At 71.4% G+C, this 17,518-nt stretch carries 13 protein-coding genes and 1 pseudogene; 10 read left to right on the top strand and 4 right to left on the bottom strand.

Annotated elements, in window-relative coordinates:
- The first annotated feature begins 37 nt into the window (after window positions 1-37).
- From AVL62_RS11770 to AVL62_RS11735, 9 genes and pseudogenes are all read left to right on the top strand, one after another.
- Window positions 38-1,468 (top strand): sensor histidine kinase, encoded by a 1,431-nt coding sequence (locus tag AVL62_RS11770; protein WP_083518920.1) that lies wholly within the window; start codon window positions 38-40, stop codon window positions 1,466-1,468.
- Entirely contained in the window at window positions 1,465-2,166 is a 702-nt protein-coding gene (locus AVL62_RS11765) for a response regulator (RefSeq protein ID WP_083518919.1), read from the top strand. The genes AVL62_RS11770 and AVL62_RS11765 overlap by 4 nt, the downstream gene beginning before the upstream one ends.
- Complete coding sequence (locus AVL62_RS11760) at window positions 2,163-2,939, top strand: DUF4097 family beta strand repeat-containing protein (protein ID WP_058891856.1); 777 nt, start codon at window positions 2,163-2,165, stop codon at window positions 2,937-2,939. Before AVL62_RS11765 ends, AVL62_RS11760 begins: the two co-directional genes overlap by 4 nt.
- A 131-nt stretch (window positions 2,940-3,070) precedes the next feature.
- On the top strand, window positions 3,071-4,810 hold the full coding sequence (locus AVL62_RS11755; RefSeq protein WP_058891855.1) for a carbon starvation protein A: 1,740 nt from the start codon (window positions 3,071-3,073) through the stop codon (window positions 4,808-4,810).
- A 50-nt stretch (window positions 4,811-4,860) separates the two neighbouring features.
- Window positions 4,861-5,088, top strand: a complete 228-nt coding sequence (locus tag AVL62_RS11750) for a cory-CC-star protein (RefSeq protein WP_327282176.1) — start codon at window positions 4,861-4,863, stop codon at window positions 5,086-5,088.
- A gap of 13 nt (window positions 5,089-5,101) precedes the next feature.
- Window positions 5,102-6,136 carry an ArsA family ATPase gene (locus AVL62_RS11745; RefSeq protein WP_058891853.1) on the top strand — a complete coding sequence of 345 codons (1,035 nt, stop codon included), beginning with the start codon at window positions 5,102-5,104 and terminating at the stop codon, window positions 6,134-6,136.
- Window positions 6,137-6,325: 189 nt separating this feature from the next.
- Window positions 6,326-7,942, top strand: a pseudogene (locus AVL62_RS18235) (glycoside hydrolase family 68 protein); the annotation flags it as partial.
- Window positions 7,943-7,951: 9 nt separating this feature from the next.
- Window positions 7,952-8,845: a cell wall-binding repeat-containing protein gene (locus AVL62_RS18230; protein WP_235585689.1), complete on the top strand. Its 894-nt coding sequence runs from the start codon at window positions 7,952-7,954 to the stop codon at window positions 8,843-8,845.
- Between the two features lie 80 nt (window positions 8,846-8,925).
- Window positions 8,926-10,608 carry a glycoside hydrolase family 32 protein gene (locus AVL62_RS11735; RefSeq protein WP_058891852.1) on the top strand — a complete coding sequence of 561 codons (1,683 nt, stop codon included), beginning with the start codon at window positions 8,926-8,928 and terminating at the stop codon, window positions 10,606-10,608.
- A gap of 18 nt (window positions 10,609-10,626) precedes the next feature.
- Here the strand turns inward: AVL62_RS11735 and AVL62_RS11730 are convergent, their stop codons facing one another.
- From AVL62_RS11730 to AVL62_RS11715, 4 genes are all read right to left on the bottom strand, one after another.
- Window positions 10,627-13,320 carry a glycoside hydrolase family 32 protein gene (locus AVL62_RS11730; protein WP_058891851.1) on the bottom strand — a complete coding sequence of 898 codons (2,694 nt, stop codon included), beginning with the start codon at window positions 13,318-13,320 and terminating at the stop codon, window positions 10,627-10,629.
- 67 nt (window positions 13,321-13,387) lie between these two features.
- Window positions 13,388-14,176, bottom strand: coding sequence for an ATP-binding cassette domain-containing protein (locus AVL62_RS11725; protein ID WP_058891850.1), 789 nt, complete (start codon window positions 14,174-14,176; stop codon window positions 13,388-13,390).
- Window positions 14,176-15,240 carry an ABC transporter permease gene (locus AVL62_RS11720; RefSeq protein ID WP_058891849.1) on the bottom strand — a complete coding sequence of 355 codons (1,065 nt, stop codon included), beginning with the start codon at window positions 15,238-15,240 and terminating at the stop codon, window positions 14,176-14,178. The genes AVL62_RS11725 and AVL62_RS11720 overlap by 1 nt, the downstream gene beginning before the upstream one ends.
- Before the next feature lie 5 nt (window positions 15,241-15,245).
- Window positions 15,246-16,343: a substrate-binding domain-containing protein gene (locus AVL62_RS11715; protein ID WP_058891848.1), complete on the bottom strand. Its 1,098-nt coding sequence runs from the start codon at window positions 16,341-16,343 to the stop codon at window positions 15,246-15,248.
- A gap of 78 nt (window positions 16,344-16,421) precedes the next feature.
- On the opposite strand from AVL62_RS11715, the gene AVL62_RS11710 reads away from it, so the two are divergent.
- Window positions 16,422-17,483, top strand: a complete 1,062-nt coding sequence (locus tag AVL62_RS11710; RefSeq protein WP_235585681.1) for a LacI family DNA-binding transcriptional regulator — start codon at window positions 16,422-16,424, stop codon at window positions 17,481-17,483.
- Window positions 17,484-17,518 lie beyond the last annotated feature (35 nt).

The raw sequence follows: 17,518 nt of genomic DNA, 5'->3' as shown, positions 1-17,518 counted from the left end.
CTGACCGGGGGTCCCGGTCCTGGCTACCGTGGTCGGCATGAGCAGTCCGTCGATGCAGGCCCCCGGGGCCCCAGGGGCCGACCCGGCCCGCATGCCCCGCCTGGTGAGCGGTCCCGACGACGGCGTCGAGGACGACGCGCCGGCCCTGCCCGCCCGGCCTGGGGCCGCACCCTCCCGGAGCGGCGCAGCGGAGCGGGCCTCCCGTCTCCTCGACCACTGGTGGACCGTCTGCTACCTGGTGACCAGCCTGGTCACCGCCGTGGCGGCGCTGGCGCTGGCCGGCCTCGCGATCGGCGGCTTCTTCGGGATGCTGGGCGCCGGGGTGGGCATCCTCGTGCTGGTCCCGGCGATCTGGGGGTCCTACGGCCTCGCCGTGCTGGAACGGCACCGCATCGCCGCCTTCCTCGGCCTGGACATCGGGCAGCGGGCACCGTCGACCGCCCCGGGCTGGCGCCGCGCCCTCGGCCTGGACGAGCGGCGGCTGCGGGCCCTGGGCTGGGTCGGTCTGCACGGGCTCTGGGGGATCGTCGCCGGCGGCCTCACCCTCACCCTGCTGGTCCAGGGGGTCCTGCTCGCGACCCTGCCGCTGTGGGGGCCGCTGGCCGGTGGTGTCACCGTGCTCTGGGGGCTGCGGGTCGAGTCCTTCCTCGGTATGACGCTCGCCTGGCTGGTCGGCGTCGTGCTCGTGCTGGGGATGCCGTGGGTCGCGCGGGGTCTGGCGAGCGTCGACGTCGTCCTGGCCCGGTGGCTGGTGGGCGAGGACCCGCAGGCCCAGCTGCGCCGGATGAGCGAGCGGGTCGACACCCTCACCACCTCGCGCGAGGACACCCTGGACTCGGTCGAGGCCGAACGCCGGCGGATCGAGCGCGACCTGCACGACGGTCCGCAGCAGCGTCTCGTCTCGGTGGCCATGACCCTCGGCCTGGCCCGGGACGCCCTGGACCGCAACCCGGACGACCGCGAGGCCGCCCGGCAGGTGCGCGAGCTGCTCGACGAGGCGCACGCCTCGAGCAAGGAGGCCATCACCGAGATGCGGCAGGTCGCGCGGGGCATCGTCCCGCCCATCCTCACCGACCGCGGGCTGGACGCCGCGGTGTCGGCGCTGGCCGCCCGCAGCCCCGTCCCCGTGACGGTCACCTCGCGGCTGCCCGCCGGCCGGCTGGACCCGACGACCGAGGCGATCGCCTACTTCTCCGTCTCCGAGGCCCTCACCAACGTCGCCAAGCACGCGCGGGCCACCCGGGCCGGTGTCGAGCTGGGCACCGCCCGTGGCCTGAGCGGCGACCTGCTGGCCATCACGGTCACCGACGACGGGTCGGGCGGGGCGGTCGTCGGCGGCGGCAGCGGCCTCACCGGGCTGCGCCACCGGGTCGGTGCCGTCGACGGCGAGCTGCACGTGCACTCCCCCGTGGGGACCGGCACCACCGTCGCCATCACCCTGCCCCTGCGGGCCCGGGAGCCGCGATGAGCGGCGTCGCGGCCTCCCGCCCGGCCGGCTCCCCGGCACCGCTGCGGGTCATCCTGGCCGAGGACTCCGTGCTGCTGCGGGACGGCATCGTGCGGCTGCTCGGGGCCACCGGCTTCGACGTCGTCGACGCCTGCCCCGACGCCGAGACCTTCGCCGTCTCGGTGCGCGAGCACCGCCCGGACCTCGTCGTCGTGGACGTGCGCATGCCCCCGACCTTCACCGCCGAGGGCCTGCAGGCCGCCCTCGCCGTGCGCGCCGAGCTGCCCGAGGTCGCCGTGGTCGTCCTGAGCCAGTACGTCGAGGAGCGGTACGCCACCGAGCTGCTCGCCGGCCGCCCGAGGGGCGTCGGCTACCTCCTCAAGGACCGGGTGGCCGACACCCAGGAGTTCGTCGAGGCCCTGCGCACGGTGGCGGCGGGCGGCACGGCCCTGGACCCCGAGGTCGTCTCCCAGCTCATGTCGCGGGCCCGCAACGTCGACCCGCTGGAGCGCCTGACCCCCCGCGAGCGCGACGTCATGCGGCTCATGGCCCAGGGCCGCACCAACAGCGCCATCAGCCGGGAGCTGTTCATCGGCGAGGGAGCGGTGGAGAAGAACGTCTCCTCCATCTTCGGCAAGCTCGACCTGCCGCCCACCGACGACGACCACCGCCGGGTGCTGGCCGTCCTGCAGTGGCTCGAGCACGGGGAGGGCGGATGAGCGCCGCCGACCGGCGCGAGGCCCGGGCGCAGGCTCGAGCGGTCCGCGCGCGGGCGCCCTACCCCACGCTGCGGGCCGTGGGGGGTGCGCTGACGGCGGTCCTCGTCGCCGGCGGCGCCCTCAGCACCGCGCCCGCCATGATGACGCAGGAGGGGTCGCGGACCTCGGCGCTGCCCGCGTCGATGACCCGGCTCGTCCTCGTGGCGCCCCGCGGCGACGTGGAGGTCCGCGAGCTGGCGGCGGGCGAGGACCCCAGCGTGACCGCCACCGCGCGGTGGACGCTGAACCGGCCGGAGGTGCGCATCGAGGAGCCGGGCGGGTCGGGCACGGTGCAGGTCGAGGCCCCCTGCACCGGCAGCAACCTCGGCGTGTGCTCCCAGGACCTGCTGGTGCGGGTGCCGGCGGGGACGGCGCTTGAGATCGACGGCACCTTCGGCGACGTCGACGTCTCCAGCACCGGTGAGGTGCAGGTCGAGGTCACCGGGGGGCACATCGAGCTCTCCGGCGCGCCGACGCGCGCGGCGGTCCGCAGCACGCTGGGCGACGTCACCGTGCAGCACACCGGCGAGGAGGCCCCTGAGCTGCTGCGGGTGCGCACCACCCTCGGTGACGTCGACGTCGAGCTGCCCGGGTCGCAGGAGTATGCCGTGACCACCGCCACCAGCCAGGGCGACCGGGACGTACGGGTCGACGAGGCGCAGGACGCCCCGTCCGTCATCGACGTCGAGACGACGCTCGGGGACATCGAGATCGCGCCCGCCCCGACCCTCTGACCAGCCTCGGGGCTCCCCCGCCGCGCCGTGCCCCACGGCATACCGTGTGACGGGCGGGACGGGAGTGACGCACGAGGAGCGGCGTCGGGTAGATTGGCACCGCCAGTGCCGCGCCGTCAACGGAGACCGCCATGAACTCGCTCGTCCTCGCCCTCATCGGGGTGACCATGATCCTGGCCGGGTACGCGCTCTACTCGCGCTTCCTGGCCACCAAGATCTACGCCCTCGACGACTCCCGGCGCACGCCGGCCCACGAGCTCGAGGACGGGGTCGACTACGTCCCCACCAACAAGTACGTCCTCTGGGGCCACCACTTCACCTCCGTCGCCGGGGCGGCACCCATCGTCGGCCCGGCCATCGCGGTCATCTGGGGCTGGCTGCCGGCCTTCCTCTGGGTGACCATCGGCACCGTCTTCTTCGCCGGCATGCACGACCTGGGTGCCCTGTGGGCCTCGGTCCGCAACAAGGGCCAGTCGATGGGGGCGCTGTCCGGCCGCTACATCGGCGCCCGCGGCCGCAACCTCTTCCTCGTCGTCATCTTCCTGCTGCTGCTCATGGTCAACGCGGCCTTCGCGGTGGTCATCGCGGGGCTGCTCGTCAGCACCCCCACCGCCGTCATCCCCACCTGGGGCGCGCTGCTCGTGGCCCTGCTCGTCGGCCAGGCGATCTACCGGCTGCGCTGGAGCCTTCCGCTGGTCTCGGTCGTCGGCGTCGTCGCGCTCTACGCGCTCATCTGGGTCGGTGACCAGGTGCCGCTGGCCCTGCCGGAGACCGTCGCCGGGCTCCCGGCCAACGCGGTCTGGATCATCCTGCTCTTCGTCTACGCCGGCATCGCCTCGATGCTGCCGGTCTGGGTGCTGCTGCAGCCGCGCGACTACATCAACGGGCTCCAGCTCTTCATCGCCCTGGGCATCCTCTACGGGTCGGTGCTGCTGGCCCGCCCGGAGATCGTCGCGCCGGCCGTCAACGGCAACGTCCCCGAGGGCACCCCCTCGATCGTCCCGCTGCTGTTCGTCACCATCGCCTGCGGCGCCATCTCCGGCTTCCACGGCATGGTCAGCTCCGGCACCAGCTCCAAGCAGCTGGACAAGGAGACCGACGCCCGGTTCGTCGGCTACTTCGGTGCCGTCGGCGAGGGTCTGCTGGCCCTGGGCGCGATCATCGCGGCCACCGCCGGCTTCCAGACGCTCGCCGCCTGGGAGGAGGTCTACTCGGCCTTCGGGCAGGGCAGCGTCGGTGCCTTCGTGTCCGGCGGCGGCGCCATCGTCGAGGGAGGCCTGGGCCTGCCGCAGTCGCTGGCCGCCACCATCCTGGCGACGACCGCCATCCTCTTCGCCGCCACCACCATGGACACCGGTGTCCGGCTGCAGCGCTTCGTCGTGCAGGAGATCGGCGAGATCGCCGGCGTGCGGCTCGGCAAGGGCCTCGCGACCATCGTGGCCGTCGGTGTCGCCCTCGCGCTGACCTTCGGGGCCGGCGTCGACGGCTCGGGCGGCATGCTCATCTGGCCGCTCTTCGGCACCACCAACCAGCTGCTCGCCGCCCTGACCCTGTCGATCGTGGCGATCATGCTGCTGCGCCGCGGCCGCACCGCGCTGCCCGCGCTCATCCCGCTCGGGTTCGTCGGCGTCATGACCCTCTACGCCCTCTTCATCCAGCTGGGCACCTTCTGGTCCGAGGGCAACTGGCTGCTGCTCGTCCTCGACATCGTCATCCTCGTCGCCTCGCTGTGGGTGATGGTCGAGGCGCTGGGGGCCATGCGCAAGGCGCGGGACTTCCAGGGCGACGATGACGCCGAGCTCGAGCAGCTGTCCGCCGCCGAGGTGGCCTCCTCGGGCGAGATGGACCGGACCCGGTCGGACGAGAGCTGACCCGGTCCGGAGCCCCGTCGCCGACCGCGCGCCTGCGGTCGGCAGCCGGGGTGCTGCGCGACGTGTTCGCCGGGCCCTACGCGCGGACCTTCGCCCGGGCGCAGCAGGACGAGGACGACCTCTTCATGGTCGTCGTCATGGCCGAGGCGCTCGGCGTGCCCAACCCGGCGAGCTACTACACCGTCGAGCTGCTGCCGGTGGTCTACGACCAGGTGCACGACTGGCACCGCCGGATGGGCCTGGACCGCAGCCCGCTGGACCACTTCTCGTGCTGCTGACCGAGGGACGCGCGTGCTGAGGGGGCTGGCGGACGGGCGCGAGGTCCTCTTCGTCGGCGGCAAGGGCGGGGTCGGCAAGACCGCGGTCGCCTCCGCGCTCGGTCTCGCCCTCGCCCGCGGCGGGCGCCGGGTACTCGTCGTCTCGACCGACCCGGCGCACAACCTGGGCCACCTGTGGGGGCGGCCCGTGGGCGACGAGACCGTCGAGCTCGCCCCGCTGCTGCGCGGCCTCGAGATCGACCCGGCCCGCACCACCGACGAGCACCTGCGGGCCGTGCGCGAGACCATGCACCGCCTCATGCCTGAGCACCTGCAGGGGGAGGTCAGCCGGCACCTGGAGCTGGCCCGCGACGCCCCGGGCACCCACGAGGCCGCCGTGCTCGAGCGGATCGCCGAGGTGCTGGAGGGCCGTCACCCGGACGAGCTCGTCGTCTTCGACACCGCACCCTCCGGGCACACCTCCCGGCTCGTCGCGCTGCCCGAGCTCATGCAGGCGTGGACCGAGGGGCTGCTGCGGCGCCAGGACCGCTCGGCGCGCTTCGGGGCGGCCCTGCGCGGGCTGCAGGGCCGGCCGCGCCAGGACGCCGGGGAGCGGGCCGCCGCCGACGTCCTGGGCAGCTCGCGGGGTCGCGGCGAGACCGCGACGCCCGACCGCCGCTCACGCCGCGACGCGGAGATCCGCCGCATCCTGGACCGGCGGCAGGCCCGCTTCGCCCAGCTGCGATCGGTGCTGCAGGACCCGGCGCGCAGCGCCTTCGTCATCGTGCTCGCCGCCGAGCGCCTGCCCGTCCTGGAGACCGTCGAGCTGCACGAGCAGCTCACCCGGGCCGGCATGGGCGTCGGCGCGCTCGTGGTCAACAAGCGCTCCCCCGCCGACGCCGGTCCGCTGCTGGCCGACCGGCACCGGGTCGAGCAGGGATATGTCGAGCAGGTAGGCGCCTCGCTCCCGGACCTGCCGCTCGTCGAGGTGCCGCTTCTCCCGGGGGAGCTCGTCGGGGAGCAGGCGCTGCTGCATCTGGCACAGTACCTGGACCGGCTCCCGTCGTAGGGCTGTGCTCGATCCACCCCAAAGGGTGGTTGACTCGCCCTCGCGCCGAGAAGAGGCCCTCTCCACCAACTTTCCCTTGCGGGAACCGCATCGTCTCGGCCATGATGGAGAAAATCGCTCCGCCACCGTGACCGTCGGAGTCTTCGCACCGGACCGAAACGCAACTCACGGAGAGCACAGGTGGAGCACATGAGAACAACCCATCCCGCGAGGCGGCGTTCCCGCCTCGCGCTGGGCGTCGCCACCGCGGCGGCGCTCGTCACGACGACCCTGCTGGGGACGTCGGCAGCAGTAGCGGAGCCGGCACCGAGCGCGGTGCCGGCGGCACCGGTCTCGGCGGTGGACGTCGCCGACGACTTCGACCTGCAGCCGGGGCCCGAGCCCTCGACGCACACCCAGGAGACCTACGCTCCGGACGCGGACTTCACCTCGAAGTGGACGCGCGCCGACGCCCGCCAGATCACCCGGATGTCTGATCCGGACGCGGGCTCGCGAGAGAACTCCATGCCGACCGAGGTCACCATGCCGACGGTGCCGCAGGACTTCCCCGACATGTCCGACGAGCAAGTCTGGGTGTGGGACACCTGGCCGCTCACCGACGAGGACGCCAACCAGTACTCCATCAACGGCTGGGAGGTCATCTTCTCCCTGGTAGCCGACCGGGACCTCGGCTTCGACGAGAGGCACCAGTACGCGCGGATCGGCTACTTCTACCGCCCCGCCGACATCCCCTGGGACGAGCGCCCCGAGGACGGCGGCTGGACCTACGGAGGACTCGTCTTCGAGGACGGCCTCACCGGACAGATCTTCGAGGACCAGTCCTTCAGCCACCAGACCGAGTGGTCCGGATCGGCGCGGATCTTCGAGGACGGCAAGATCAAGATCTTCTTCACCGACGTCGCGTTCTACCGCAACCCGGACGGCTCCAACATCAAGCCCTACGACCCGCGGCTGGCCCTGAGCGAGGGCACGATCCACGCGGACGAGAACGGCGTCTACTTCAAGGGCCTGGACAACGTCTACGACCTGCTGCAGGCCGACGGGGAGTACTACCAGGACGGGGAGCAGAACGAGTTCTTCAACTTCCGCGACCCGTGGACCTTCGAGCACCCGGACCACCCGGGCGAGACCTACATGCTCTTCGAGGGCAACACGGCCATGCCGCGGGAGGAGGCCCGGTGCACCCAGGAGGACCTCGGTTACCAGGAGGGTGACCCGTACGCCGAGACCGTCGACGAGGTCAACGCCTCCGGCGCGACCTACCAGATCGGCAACGTGGGACTCGCTCGCGCCACCAACGAGGACCTCACCGAGTGGGAGTTCCTGCCCCCGGTCCTGTCGGCCAACTGTGTCACCGACCAGACCGAGCGGCCGCAGTTCGTCTTCAAGGACGGCAAGACCTACCTGTTCACGATCAGCCACCGCAACACCTACGCGGCGGGGATCGACGGGCCAGAGGGCGTCTACGGCTTCGTGGGTGACGGCATCCGCAGCGACTTCCAGCCGCTGAACGCCGGGTCCGGTCTGGCCCTGGGGAACCCGACGAACCTCAACTTCCTCCAGGGCTTCCCCTACGACCCCGACTTCAACCAGCACCCGGGCGCCTTCCAGGCGTACTCGCACTACATCATGCCCGGCGGTCTGGTGCAGTCCTTCATCGACACGATCGGCACCACCGACGACTTCATCCGCGGTGGGACGCTCGGCCCGACGGTGCGGATCGACCTGGAGGGCGACACCTCCACCGTGGATCGGTCCTACGGCGACGGCGGGCTGGGCGGCTGGGCAGACATCCCGGCCAACCTCTCGACCACCGTGCCGATCTACGTCGGTCGCATCTTCGGCACCACGCGATACAGCACCGCGGTCGCGCTGTCCCAGGTCTACGACCCGGGTGTCGGCACCGTCTTCGTCGCGACGGGGGACAACTTCCCCGACGCCTTGGCGGCGGCGGCACGAGCCGGTAGCATCGACGCCCCGGTCCTGCTGACGCGGGATGACAGCGCCCCATACTCCACCCTGCGCGAGCTGGACAGGCTCAACCCGGGCCAGGTGGTGGTGCTCGGCGGAGACGGTGCCATCGAGGACGACGTGGTCGGTGACATCGCGGATGCGGCCGGCGCTCCCACGCGTCGGATCGCGGGCACCGGGCGGTGGGAGACCGCAGCCCTGCTGGCGGCGGAGTTCGGCGAGGTCGACGTCGCCTACGTCGCGACCGGGCAGACCTTTCCCGACGCGCTCGCCGCCTCGGCGCGGGCGGGCTCCGAGGGTGCCCCGGTCCTGCTGGTGAAGTCCGACGGGGTGCCGACGGCGACCGCCGACGCGCTGACCGAGCTGGGCGTCTCCGAGATCGTCCTCGTCGGAGGCGAGGGCGCGGTCGACGAGACCGTCGAGGAGACGCTGGAGAGCTACGCCTCGGTCAACCGCGTCTCGGGACGCAACCGCTACGGCACCGCAGCCGCGTTGTCGGCGGACATCGCCGAGTCCGACACCGCCTACGTCGCGAGTGGCCAGAATTGGCCGGACGCTCTGGCCGGATCGGCCCGGGCGGCCTCCGAGGACACCCCGTTGCTGCTCGTGGAGCCGACTGCCGTGCCGCTGGAGACCTGGGACGCGCTGGAGGCCCTCGGCCCCTGGGACGTGGAGGTTCTCGGTGGTGACGGCGCCATCGAGGACACCGTCCTGACCGAGCTGCGCACCCTGGAGTGAACAGCTAGCAGTCACCACGCAGGACGGGTCGGCCCGGTGGCTCAGGCCACCGGGCCGACCCGTGCCGAGGAGAGGAATGGATGCCCGAGAAGACCCTCCAGCCACGACGGACCAGAGCCAGGCTCATCATCGTGACCGGCCTGCTGCTCGCCGTGGCCGCCGTCGCTCTCCTGCGACCGCATATCTTGGGACCCGGAGATGACCGGGTGGCCGGCCCGGCCGAGAACGCCGTGACCACAGCTCCGGACGACGAGCAGCGGACCGAGGACCCTGCCCCCGATCCCTTCCGCCGCGCGGACGGCAGCGCGGCATACCGACCCGCGGTGCATCTCACCCCCGAACAACGATGGATGAACGACCCGCAGCGGCCGTTCTTCCTCGACGGGCAGTGGCACTACTACTACCTCTACAACGCCGACTACCCGGAGGGCAACGGCACCGAGTGGTACCACGTGACCTCCACCGACCTGGTCCACTGGGTCGACCAGGGCGTCGCGATCGGGAAATACCAGAACGGTCTGGGGGACATCTGGACCGGCACCGCGGTCGTGGACCAGCACGACACGGCCGGTTTCGGTGCGGGTGCCGTGGTGGCCCTAGTGACCCAGCAGGTCGACGGGGTGCAGCGGCAGTCGCTCTTCGTCTCCCGCGACGGCGGGTTCACCTTCGAGTCCTTTGAGGGCAACCCGGTCATGGACAACCCGGGGGTCGACGCCTGGCGAGACCCACGGGTGATCTGGGACGACGCGCGCGACCAGTGGGTGATGGCGCTCGCCGAGGGTGACCGGATCGGCTTCTACACCTCCGCGAACCTGCGCGACTGGACGTATGCCTCCGACTTCAGCGCGCCGGGCCTCGGGGTGCTCGAATGCCCCGACCTCTTCCCCATGGCGGTGGACGGGAATCAGGAGGACGTGCGCTGGGTGCTGCTCACCGGCGCCAACGGGGCAGCCGACGGCATGACCACCGGCACCGCCTACTGGACCGGCACCTGGGACGGGCAGAGCTTCGCTCCGGACGACGAGCGGCACCAGTGGCTGGACCGCGGTCCGGACTACTACGCCGCCGTCACCTGGAGCGATCCGCGGCTCACGCCGCAGGAGCAGCTGGCCGGCCGCTACAGCATCGGCTGGCTCAACAACTGGGCGTATGCCGGGTCTCTGCCCACTGAGGAGTGGCACGGCGGCTCGGCGAGCGTGGTCCGGGAACTGAGCCTGCGCGGGACCGAGGACGGGCCGATGCTCACCTCGATGCCGGTGGACAGCCTGGCCGGTCTGGAGGGACCGGCCCAACGTGCTCCCGCGGTGAGCCTGGACGCCGGCGGCTCCACCACGCTCGGCACCCCCGCGGCGGACGCCTACCGGCTGCGCGTCGTGGCCTCCGCACCCGAGCCGGACGCCGAGCTCCGGCTCCGGATCGAGCACGAGGACGGCACGTTCAGCACCGTTGGCTACGACTTCGCGGCAGGCCAGGCCTTCGTCGCGCGGGACGCCGACGCCGCCGCCGCCCAGATGCCCCCGACCTACCAGGAGATCAGCACCGCGGACGTCGCCCCGGTCGACGGCCAGGTCGAGCTGGACGTCGTCGTCGACGTCGCCTCGGTCGAGGCCTTCGTCAACCAGGGCCAGGCTGCGCTGAGCATGCTCAGCTACGGCGACTCACGCCCGAGCACCCCGGTCGCGTATGCCGAGCGAGGCACCGTGGAGCTGCGCGAGATCTCCGTCACCCCGCTGCGGGTGGCCGAGCCCACCAGGACCGGCTGACCGGGCGGACCTGGCAGCTCACCCGCGACCGCTGGCACGGCACTCCCGCCCGCGCACCGGTCGGGTCTCGACCTGCTCCAGCGGCCTCACCCGCAGCCGCGACACCGTCGTCGTTCCTCCCTCGCTGCCCAGGTGCACGCCGTCCTGCCCCAGGCGTGGGAAGACCTGGCTGGTCAGGACCCGTTCGCCGTCGCCGACGACGACCTCCACCGAAGACCGGTCGACATAGACCGTCAGGTCCACCGCGCCGCGACGCACCTGGATCGGCGCCGAGGCGGACCCGGCGAAGGTCGGGTGGAAGTCCACCTCACCGGAGGTGCTGCGGTCCACCGTGAGCCGCTCCTGCTCCCAGTCCACGACGATCTCGGTCCCGGTGCCGGCCGCGTCGGCCTGCACCACGACCGAGGAGCGACGGGCGTCCCGCTGCCTGAGCCGGACCTGCATCGTATAGGCCTCCGCCCGCGGGTCCAGAGCCACGGTGCGTCCGTCCCGGACCCGGAGCCCGCCGCAGCGGACCGAGTCACGACGAGCCTGCAGCGATTCGACCTCCGCCACGATCTCCTGACGCAGCTCCACCTGCCCGTCCTCCCGGACCAGCCGCAGCTCGCGCGGCAGGCTCATCGCCGACCGCCACGGCGAGGTCGGTATGGCCGTGCCGTAGAGCCAGTTGTTCATCCAGCCGATGAGGACCGTCCGGTCGTCCGGCATGTCGGCGAAGGAGATGGAGGCGTAGAAGTCCTGGCCCCAGTCCAACCACTGGTGTCGCTCCAGACCTCGCGGTTGCGGCTGCCCTGACAGCACGACGTCGTCCACGAGCACGTGCCCCCAACCGCCGCGGTGGTTGTCCACCACCCGCACGGAGGCCCGCTGCCCCTGGAGGTCGGCCAGGTCCCAGCTCACCCAGTCCAGCTCCTCGCTGTCCTGACCGGTGGCGCTGCGCACCACGTCGCCGTCCACCACGAGGTTCACGGTCGTCTCGTCGCTGCGTGGGCGGGCCGGCTCGTCGCCCAGGACGACGTGGTCGAGGGTCAGGTGGCCCCACCCCTCGGTCTCCTCGTCCACGACCCGGAGCTGCGCCTGCTGCCCCACGAGGTCGGCGACGTCCCAGGAGCGCCACTGCATCGCGCCGTCCTCGGGGCCGGTCAGGGACCGGGCGACCTCACCGTCGATGAGCAGCTGCACCTGCAGCAGCGGGTCGCCGTCCTGACGGCCGCCTCCCACGAGCATGCTGAGGTGGTCCGCAGACACCGTGAACGGCCCGGACGTCAGCGACCCCGTGTTGGCGTCGCCGTGCGGCCCACCCTCCCAGGTGTTGATCCGCCGCTGACCCAAGGCATACTCGCCTCCAGCCGCGCTCGGGCTGTCGGACGCCGCGAGATCGCCCTCGCCGGTCCAACCCAGGTCCGCCAGGGAGCTGCCCCCGGTGTCGTCGCCCTCGAAACCGTCCCACAGCAGCGCTCCGGACGGCGGCTCGTTGCCCAGCTGCCCACCCGGGATGCGCGCGTGGCGGCCACCGCCGAGCAGCACGTTGAGATAGGGCTGGTCGATGGTGAACTCCGGTGACTCGGCAGTCCCGACGGCGGCGTCGCCGTCCACGAAGCTGTTGAGCAGGCGCTCCCCGAGGTAGCCGCTCACGGTTTGCTGACCGGGCCAGGCGCCCGGTTGCGGGGCGGCACCGAAGGGGCCGGACTCCACCGCCGGGTCGACGGTGACGTCCCACCCCGTCTGCGCCCAGGTCTCTGCCTCGAAGTCGGCCACGACCCGACCCGGCGCCGGGGTCGTCCCCGGGTCGGGCAGCTGCTCCGGGGTGAACGTCGTCCCGTCGAAGTCACCGACGAAGTACTGCACCCCGGAGCCCCCCGCGACCGCCCCGGGATTCATCGAGACCAGCATCACCCAGCGAGTGTCGTCGGTGTCCCCGTCCACCGGCAGCTCCACCAGGTCGGGCACCTCCCACATGCCCCCGGTGGCGCCGACCGGACCGAAGGTCGACAGGTAGGTCCAGTCGATGAGGTTCTCGGAGCGGTAGATGAGGACCTCCTTGTCGATCGCCTCGACCACCACCATGACCCAGTAAGGCTCACCGCCGTCCTCCGGCGTGTAGCGGAACACCTTCGGGTCCCGGAAGTTCGGCGACTCCCGGTCCAGGACCGGGTTCCCGGCATACTTGGTCCACGTAGTCCCGCCGTCCACCGAGTAGGCCAACGATTGGGCCTGGCGGCCCGCGAGCGTGGGGTGGGCATCGGTGTAGGCGCTGGTGTAGACCGCGACCATCGGTGCCTCGCCGCCGTCGCCCAGGCCGCTGGTGTTGCCGTGATCCACCACGACCGAGCCGGAGAAGATGTCCTCGATGCTGCGTCCGGTCGCGTCCCGCGTCTGCGGGATGGCCAGCGGCTGCTCGGTCCAGGTCACGAGGTCGGTGCTGGTGGCGTGCCCCCACGACATGTTGCCCCAGACGTCGCCCTCGGGGTTGTGCTGGTAGTAGAGGTGGTAGGTGCCGTCCCGGTAGACCAGTCCGTTGGGGTCGTTCATCCAGTTCTGCTCGGGCGTGTAGTGGACCAGGGGGCGGTGCGGCTCCTCGCCGACCGGGGGCTCGACGGCTGCCACCGACGGCGCGAGCGTCACGGCGGGGGCGAGGACGAGGGTCGCGGCCGCGATCAGGCGGCGACGGGTCGACGCGATCCGGGAGGCGCGGGTGGACGGACCAGACATGAGGACTCCTTTGTCCTGGGGGATGGATACAGGTCCGCCCCGGCACGGGGCCGGGGCGGACGTGGTGCTACGCGGCTTTGTCGCCGGCGCTCGCGCCGGTCATGATGGCCACCGCGTCGGTCATGGAGTGCGACTGCGGGGTGATTACCGCGGCTCGGCGCCCCAACCGCTGGACGTGGATCCGGTCCGCGATCTCGAAGACCTGGGGCATGTTGTGGCTGATGAGGATCACCGGTATGCCTCGCGAGCGCAGCGTGTCGATCAGCCCGAGCACCTGCTTGGACTCACGCACGCCCAGCGCCGCCGTGGGCTCGTCCAGGATCACCACCTTGGAGCCGAAGGCGGCGGCGCGGGCTACCGCCACCGCCTGCCGTTGGCCGCCGGAGAGGTTCTCCACCGGCACCGTGACGTCCTGGAGGGTCGAGATCCCCAGTGCGGTCAGCTCCCGCCGCGCCTTGTCCCGCATCCCGGCCCGGTCCATCATCCGCAGGACCGACCCGAGGGGCCCGGCCCGGCGCTCCTCCCGGCCCAGGAAGAGGTTCGCCGCGATGTCTAGCGACGGGGCCACCGCCAGGGTCTGATACACCGTCTCGATGCCGACGTCACGCGCGGACTGCGGGGACGTGAAGCGCACCTCCTTGCCGTGCACCTGGAGCCGACCGGCGTCCGGGATCTCAGCCCCGGTCAGACATTTGATGAGGGTGGACTTGCCGGCGCCGTTGTCGCCGATGACGGCGAGCACCTCGCCGGGGTAGAGCTCCAGGTCGCAACCATCGAGCCCGACGACCCGGCCGAAGGCCTTGACCAGCCCGTTCGCCTGCAGGACGGGGGTGGAGTCATGCTGCTGCTCACTCATCACGGTGCCTTTCTGATCCACTGGTCCAGCGCGACGGCGACGAGCACGAGCAGGCCGACGGCGAGCGTCTGGTAGAGCACGTCCAACCCGGCCAGCGAGAGGCCGTTGCGGAACACGCCGACGATGAGCGCGCCGAGCAGGCTGCCCCAAACCGTGCCCCGACCCCCGAACAGGCTGGTGCCCCCGATGACCACGGCCGTGATGGAGTCCAGGTTGAGATCGCCCACGATGTTGGGACTGGCGGCGTTGGCCCGACCGATCTGGATCCACGCGGCCGCCGCGATGATGGCCCCGGCCACGACGTATACGGACAGGAGCACGCGCCGCGGGGAGATCCCGACCAGGCGCGCGGCCTCCTTGTCGTCGCCGACGGCGTACACGTGCCGTCCCCAGGCGGTGCGCGTCAGGGCCACCGCGATAAGGGTGTAGAGCAGCATCATCACCAGGACTCCGGTGCTGACCCGGATCCCGGCGAGCTCGAAGGAGAGTCCGGTCCAGGGCAGCAGGCTCGGCATCTCCCCGCCGCGCACCGTCGAGCCTCCGGAGTAGAGCAGCGCGAGCGCCGTGAAAACGTTGAGGGTGCCCAGGGTCGTGATGAAGGGCGGCAGCTTGAGCCGAGTGACGAGCACCCCGTTGAGCGCTCCCGTCCCGACGCCGACCAGCAGCCCGATCCCGAGGGCGAGCACAGCGGGAGCCCCCTGGTTGGCAGCCACCTGGGCCATCACCATCGAGGACAGCACCATGGCTGCGCCCACCGACAGGTCGATGCCTGCGGTGAGGATGATCAGGGTCTGTGCGAGGGCCAACGTGCCGACGACGGCCACCTGCTGGGTGATCAGGGACAGGTTCGTCGGGTTCAGGAACCGGTCGTTCAGCGAGCCGAAGACGATCACCGAGATCAGTAGCACCAGCGCCGGCGAGAGCGCCGGGTACTTGTGCAACAGGCCACGAGCGCGCTGGAGAGGCGTCCGCCGATCGAGGAACTGCGCCGCCGTGTCGTGAGCTGACGGGCCGCCGGGACCAGCCCCGGCGGCGTCGCCGGCGGCAACCGTGTCTCCAGTCATGCGCCTCAGCCCCAGCAGATGTCGGCCGCGGCTTCGGCGTCGATGGACTCGACCCCTTCCACGGGAGCATCGGTGACCAGCTCCACGCCGGTGTTGAAGAAGTCCAGGCCCTCGGAGGTCTCCGGCGCGGTGCCGTCCCGGACGAGGGTGACGATCGCTTCGACTCCGAGCTCGGCCATCTTCACCGGGTACTGCTGGCTGGTGGCGTCGATCAGCCCGTCCTTGACGTTCTCGACCCCGGCGCACCCGCCGTCGATCGACACGATCAGCACGTCGTCCATCGACATCCCTGCGGCTTCGAGGGCCTGGGCGGCGCCGTAAGCAGCCGGCTCGTTGATGGTGTAGACGACATTGATCTCGGAGTTCTTGGCCAGCAGGTTCTCCATCGCGGTGCGGCCGCCGTCCTCGGCGCCGTCACTGGCCTCGTTGCCGACGATCTCGTACTCACCGCCGCTGTACTCGCCGGTCGCCTCCTCGTCGCCGTTGGTGTTGGGGTCGGCGACGTCGATGCCCATTCCTTCGAGGAATCCCTGGTCGCGGTTGTAGTCGACCGAGACGATCTTGTCGTCGAAGAGGTCCAGGAGGGCGATCGTGGCCTTCTCCCCGTCGAGCTGGCCAGCGGTCCACTCACCGATGAGCTGACCGGCAAGACGGTTGTCGGTAGCAAAGGTGATGTCCACGGCATCGGCCGGGTCCGGCGGGGTGTCGAGAGCGATCACGTAGACGCCGTCCTGCCGGGCACGGTCGATGGCGTCGACCACAGCAGGGCCGTTCGGCGTGATGAGGATGCCCTGGTCGCCACGGGCCACGGCGTTCTCGATCGCCTCGATCTGGGTCTGCTCGTCGCCGTCCTCGGTGCCGGCCGCCAGGGTGAGCTTGACGCCGTGCTCCTCAGCCGCCGCCTCGGCCCCCTCCTGCATCGCGACGAAGAAGGGGTTGGTCGTGGTCTTGACGATCAGCGAGACCGCCACCTCCTCCCCGGAGGAGGTGTCGGCGGTGTCTCCGCCGCTGGCGCTGGTGCTGCTCGCGTCGTCGCCGCAGGCGGCCAGGGTGAGGGATAGGCCGAGGGCCAGGGCCAGGCTCGTGGTCGTTGTCGTGCGCATGATGGTGTCCTCCCGATACGGGTTGCCGGCAACGACCGACAACGTTGTCAAGAGACAGTCAAGCCACATGTCTTCGCTATGGTCAACCCACCCGAGCCACAAGGAGATCAAATCGTGACATCGTTGTCAGGCGAGTCCGCCGCCACCTCCCGTCCCACGATGAAGGACGTGGCCGCCCTCGCCGGAGTGGGACTCAAGACAGTTTCTCGCGTTGTCAACGGTGAACGCAATGTTTCGGAGGCGATGCGCGAGCGCGTCCTGCACGCGGCGAGCTCTCTCCACTACCAGCTCGACGAGCGGGCGGCGATGCTCAAGCGGGCCAATAGTCGGACTAATACCCTCGGTCTGCTGCTCTCGAGCGTGGGCAACGCCTTCGACAGCAAGGTGCACGCGGCCGTGGAGCGGGTGGCCAACGAGCACGGCATGGTGACCTTCGCCGCCAGCAGCGACGACGAGCCCGCCACCGAGCTCAGCCGGATCAACGCCTTCCTCCAGCGCCGGGTGGACGGCCTCATCCTCACGACGAGCCGCGACGACCACAGCCACCTGGCACCCGAGCGCGCCCGCGGCCTCCCCGTGGTCTTCGTCGACCGGCTGCCCAGAGGGATCACCGCCGACGTGGTCCGCAGCGACAACGTCGGCGGTGCGGTCACCGCCACTCGGCAGCTCTGGGACCACGGGCACCGCCGCATCGCCTTCCTCGGCGATCTGGAGCCGCTGCCGACCATGCAGGAACGGCGCGACGGCTTCCGGCAGGTGGCGGGGGGCGTCACCGGCTGCACCGAGCTCACCGACCTCCGCACCGAGGAGCAGGCGCTCCGGGCCACGCTAGAACTGCTCGACGGATCCGAGCCACCCACCGCGTTGCTCGCCGCGCGCAACACTATCTGCGTGGGTACCATCCGCGCATTGCAGCAGCGCGGACGGCAGCACGACGTGGCGCTTATCGGCTTCGACGACCTGGAGATGGCCGACCTCATCGTGCCGGGGGTCAGTTGTGTCGTCCAGGACACGGACCGCATCGGCGCCCTGGCCGCCCAGCGCTTCGTCGCCCGGTTGGCCGGGTGGGACGATCCGGCGACGGTGACCGATCTCCCGACGCGACTCGTGCGGCGAGGATCGGGAGAGATACCGGCCTGAGAATCGACCGCACCGAGAGGCCCCCGGCACGCGAT

This window comes from Serinicoccus chungangensis, from assembly GCF_001483745.1.
In the GTDB taxonomy this organism is placed as follows: domain Bacteria; phylum Actinomycetota; class Actinomycetes; order Actinomycetales; family Dermatophilaceae; genus Ornithinicoccus; species Ornithinicoccus chungangensis_A.
Note: the sequence above shows the minus strand (reverse complement) of the source record. Positions and strands in the feature narration are given on the sequence as shown.

Bases quoted from the DNA above. Each gene is read 5' to 3' on its own strand.
- AVL62_RS11715 (WP_058891848.1), bottom strand. From the start codon at position 16,343: ATGCGCACGACAACGACCACGAGCCTGGCCCTGGCCCTCGGCCTATCC.
- AVL62_RS11720 (WP_058891849.1), bottom strand. From the start codon at position 15,240: ATGACTGGAGACACGGTTGCCGCCGGCGACGCCGCCGGGGCTGGTCCC.
- AVL62_RS11730 (WP_058891851.1), bottom strand. From the start codon at position 13,320: ATGTCTGGTCCGTCCACCCGCGCCTCCCGGATCGCGTCGACCCGTCGC.
- AVL62_RS11765 (WP_083518919.1), top strand. From the start codon at position 1,465: ATGAGCGGCGTCGCGGCCTCCCGCCCGGCCGGCTCCCCGGCACCGCTG.
- AVL62_RS11770 (WP_083518920.1), top strand. From the start codon at position 38: ATGAGCAGTCCGTCGATGCAGGCCCCCGGGGCCCCAGGGGCCGACCCG.
- AVL62_RS11710 (WP_235585681.1), top strand. From the start codon at position 16,422: ATGGTCAACCCACCCGAGCCACAAGGAGATCAAATCGTGACATCGTTG.
- AVL62_RS11755 (WP_058891855.1), top strand. From the start codon at position 3,071: ATGAACTCGCTCGTCCTCGCCCTCATCGGGGTGACCATGATCCTGGCC.
- AVL62_RS11725 (WP_058891850.1), bottom strand. From the start codon at position 14,176: ATGAGTGAGCAGCAGCATGACTCCACCCCCGTCCTGCAGGCGAACGGG.
- AVL62_RS11735 (WP_058891852.1), top strand. From the start codon at position 8,926: ATGCCCGAGAAGACCCTCCAGCCACGACGGACCAGAGCCAGGCTCATC.
- AVL62_RS11760 (WP_058891856.1), top strand. From the start codon at position 2,163: ATGAGCGCCGCCGACCGGCGCGAGGCCCGGGCGCAGGCTCGAGCGGTC.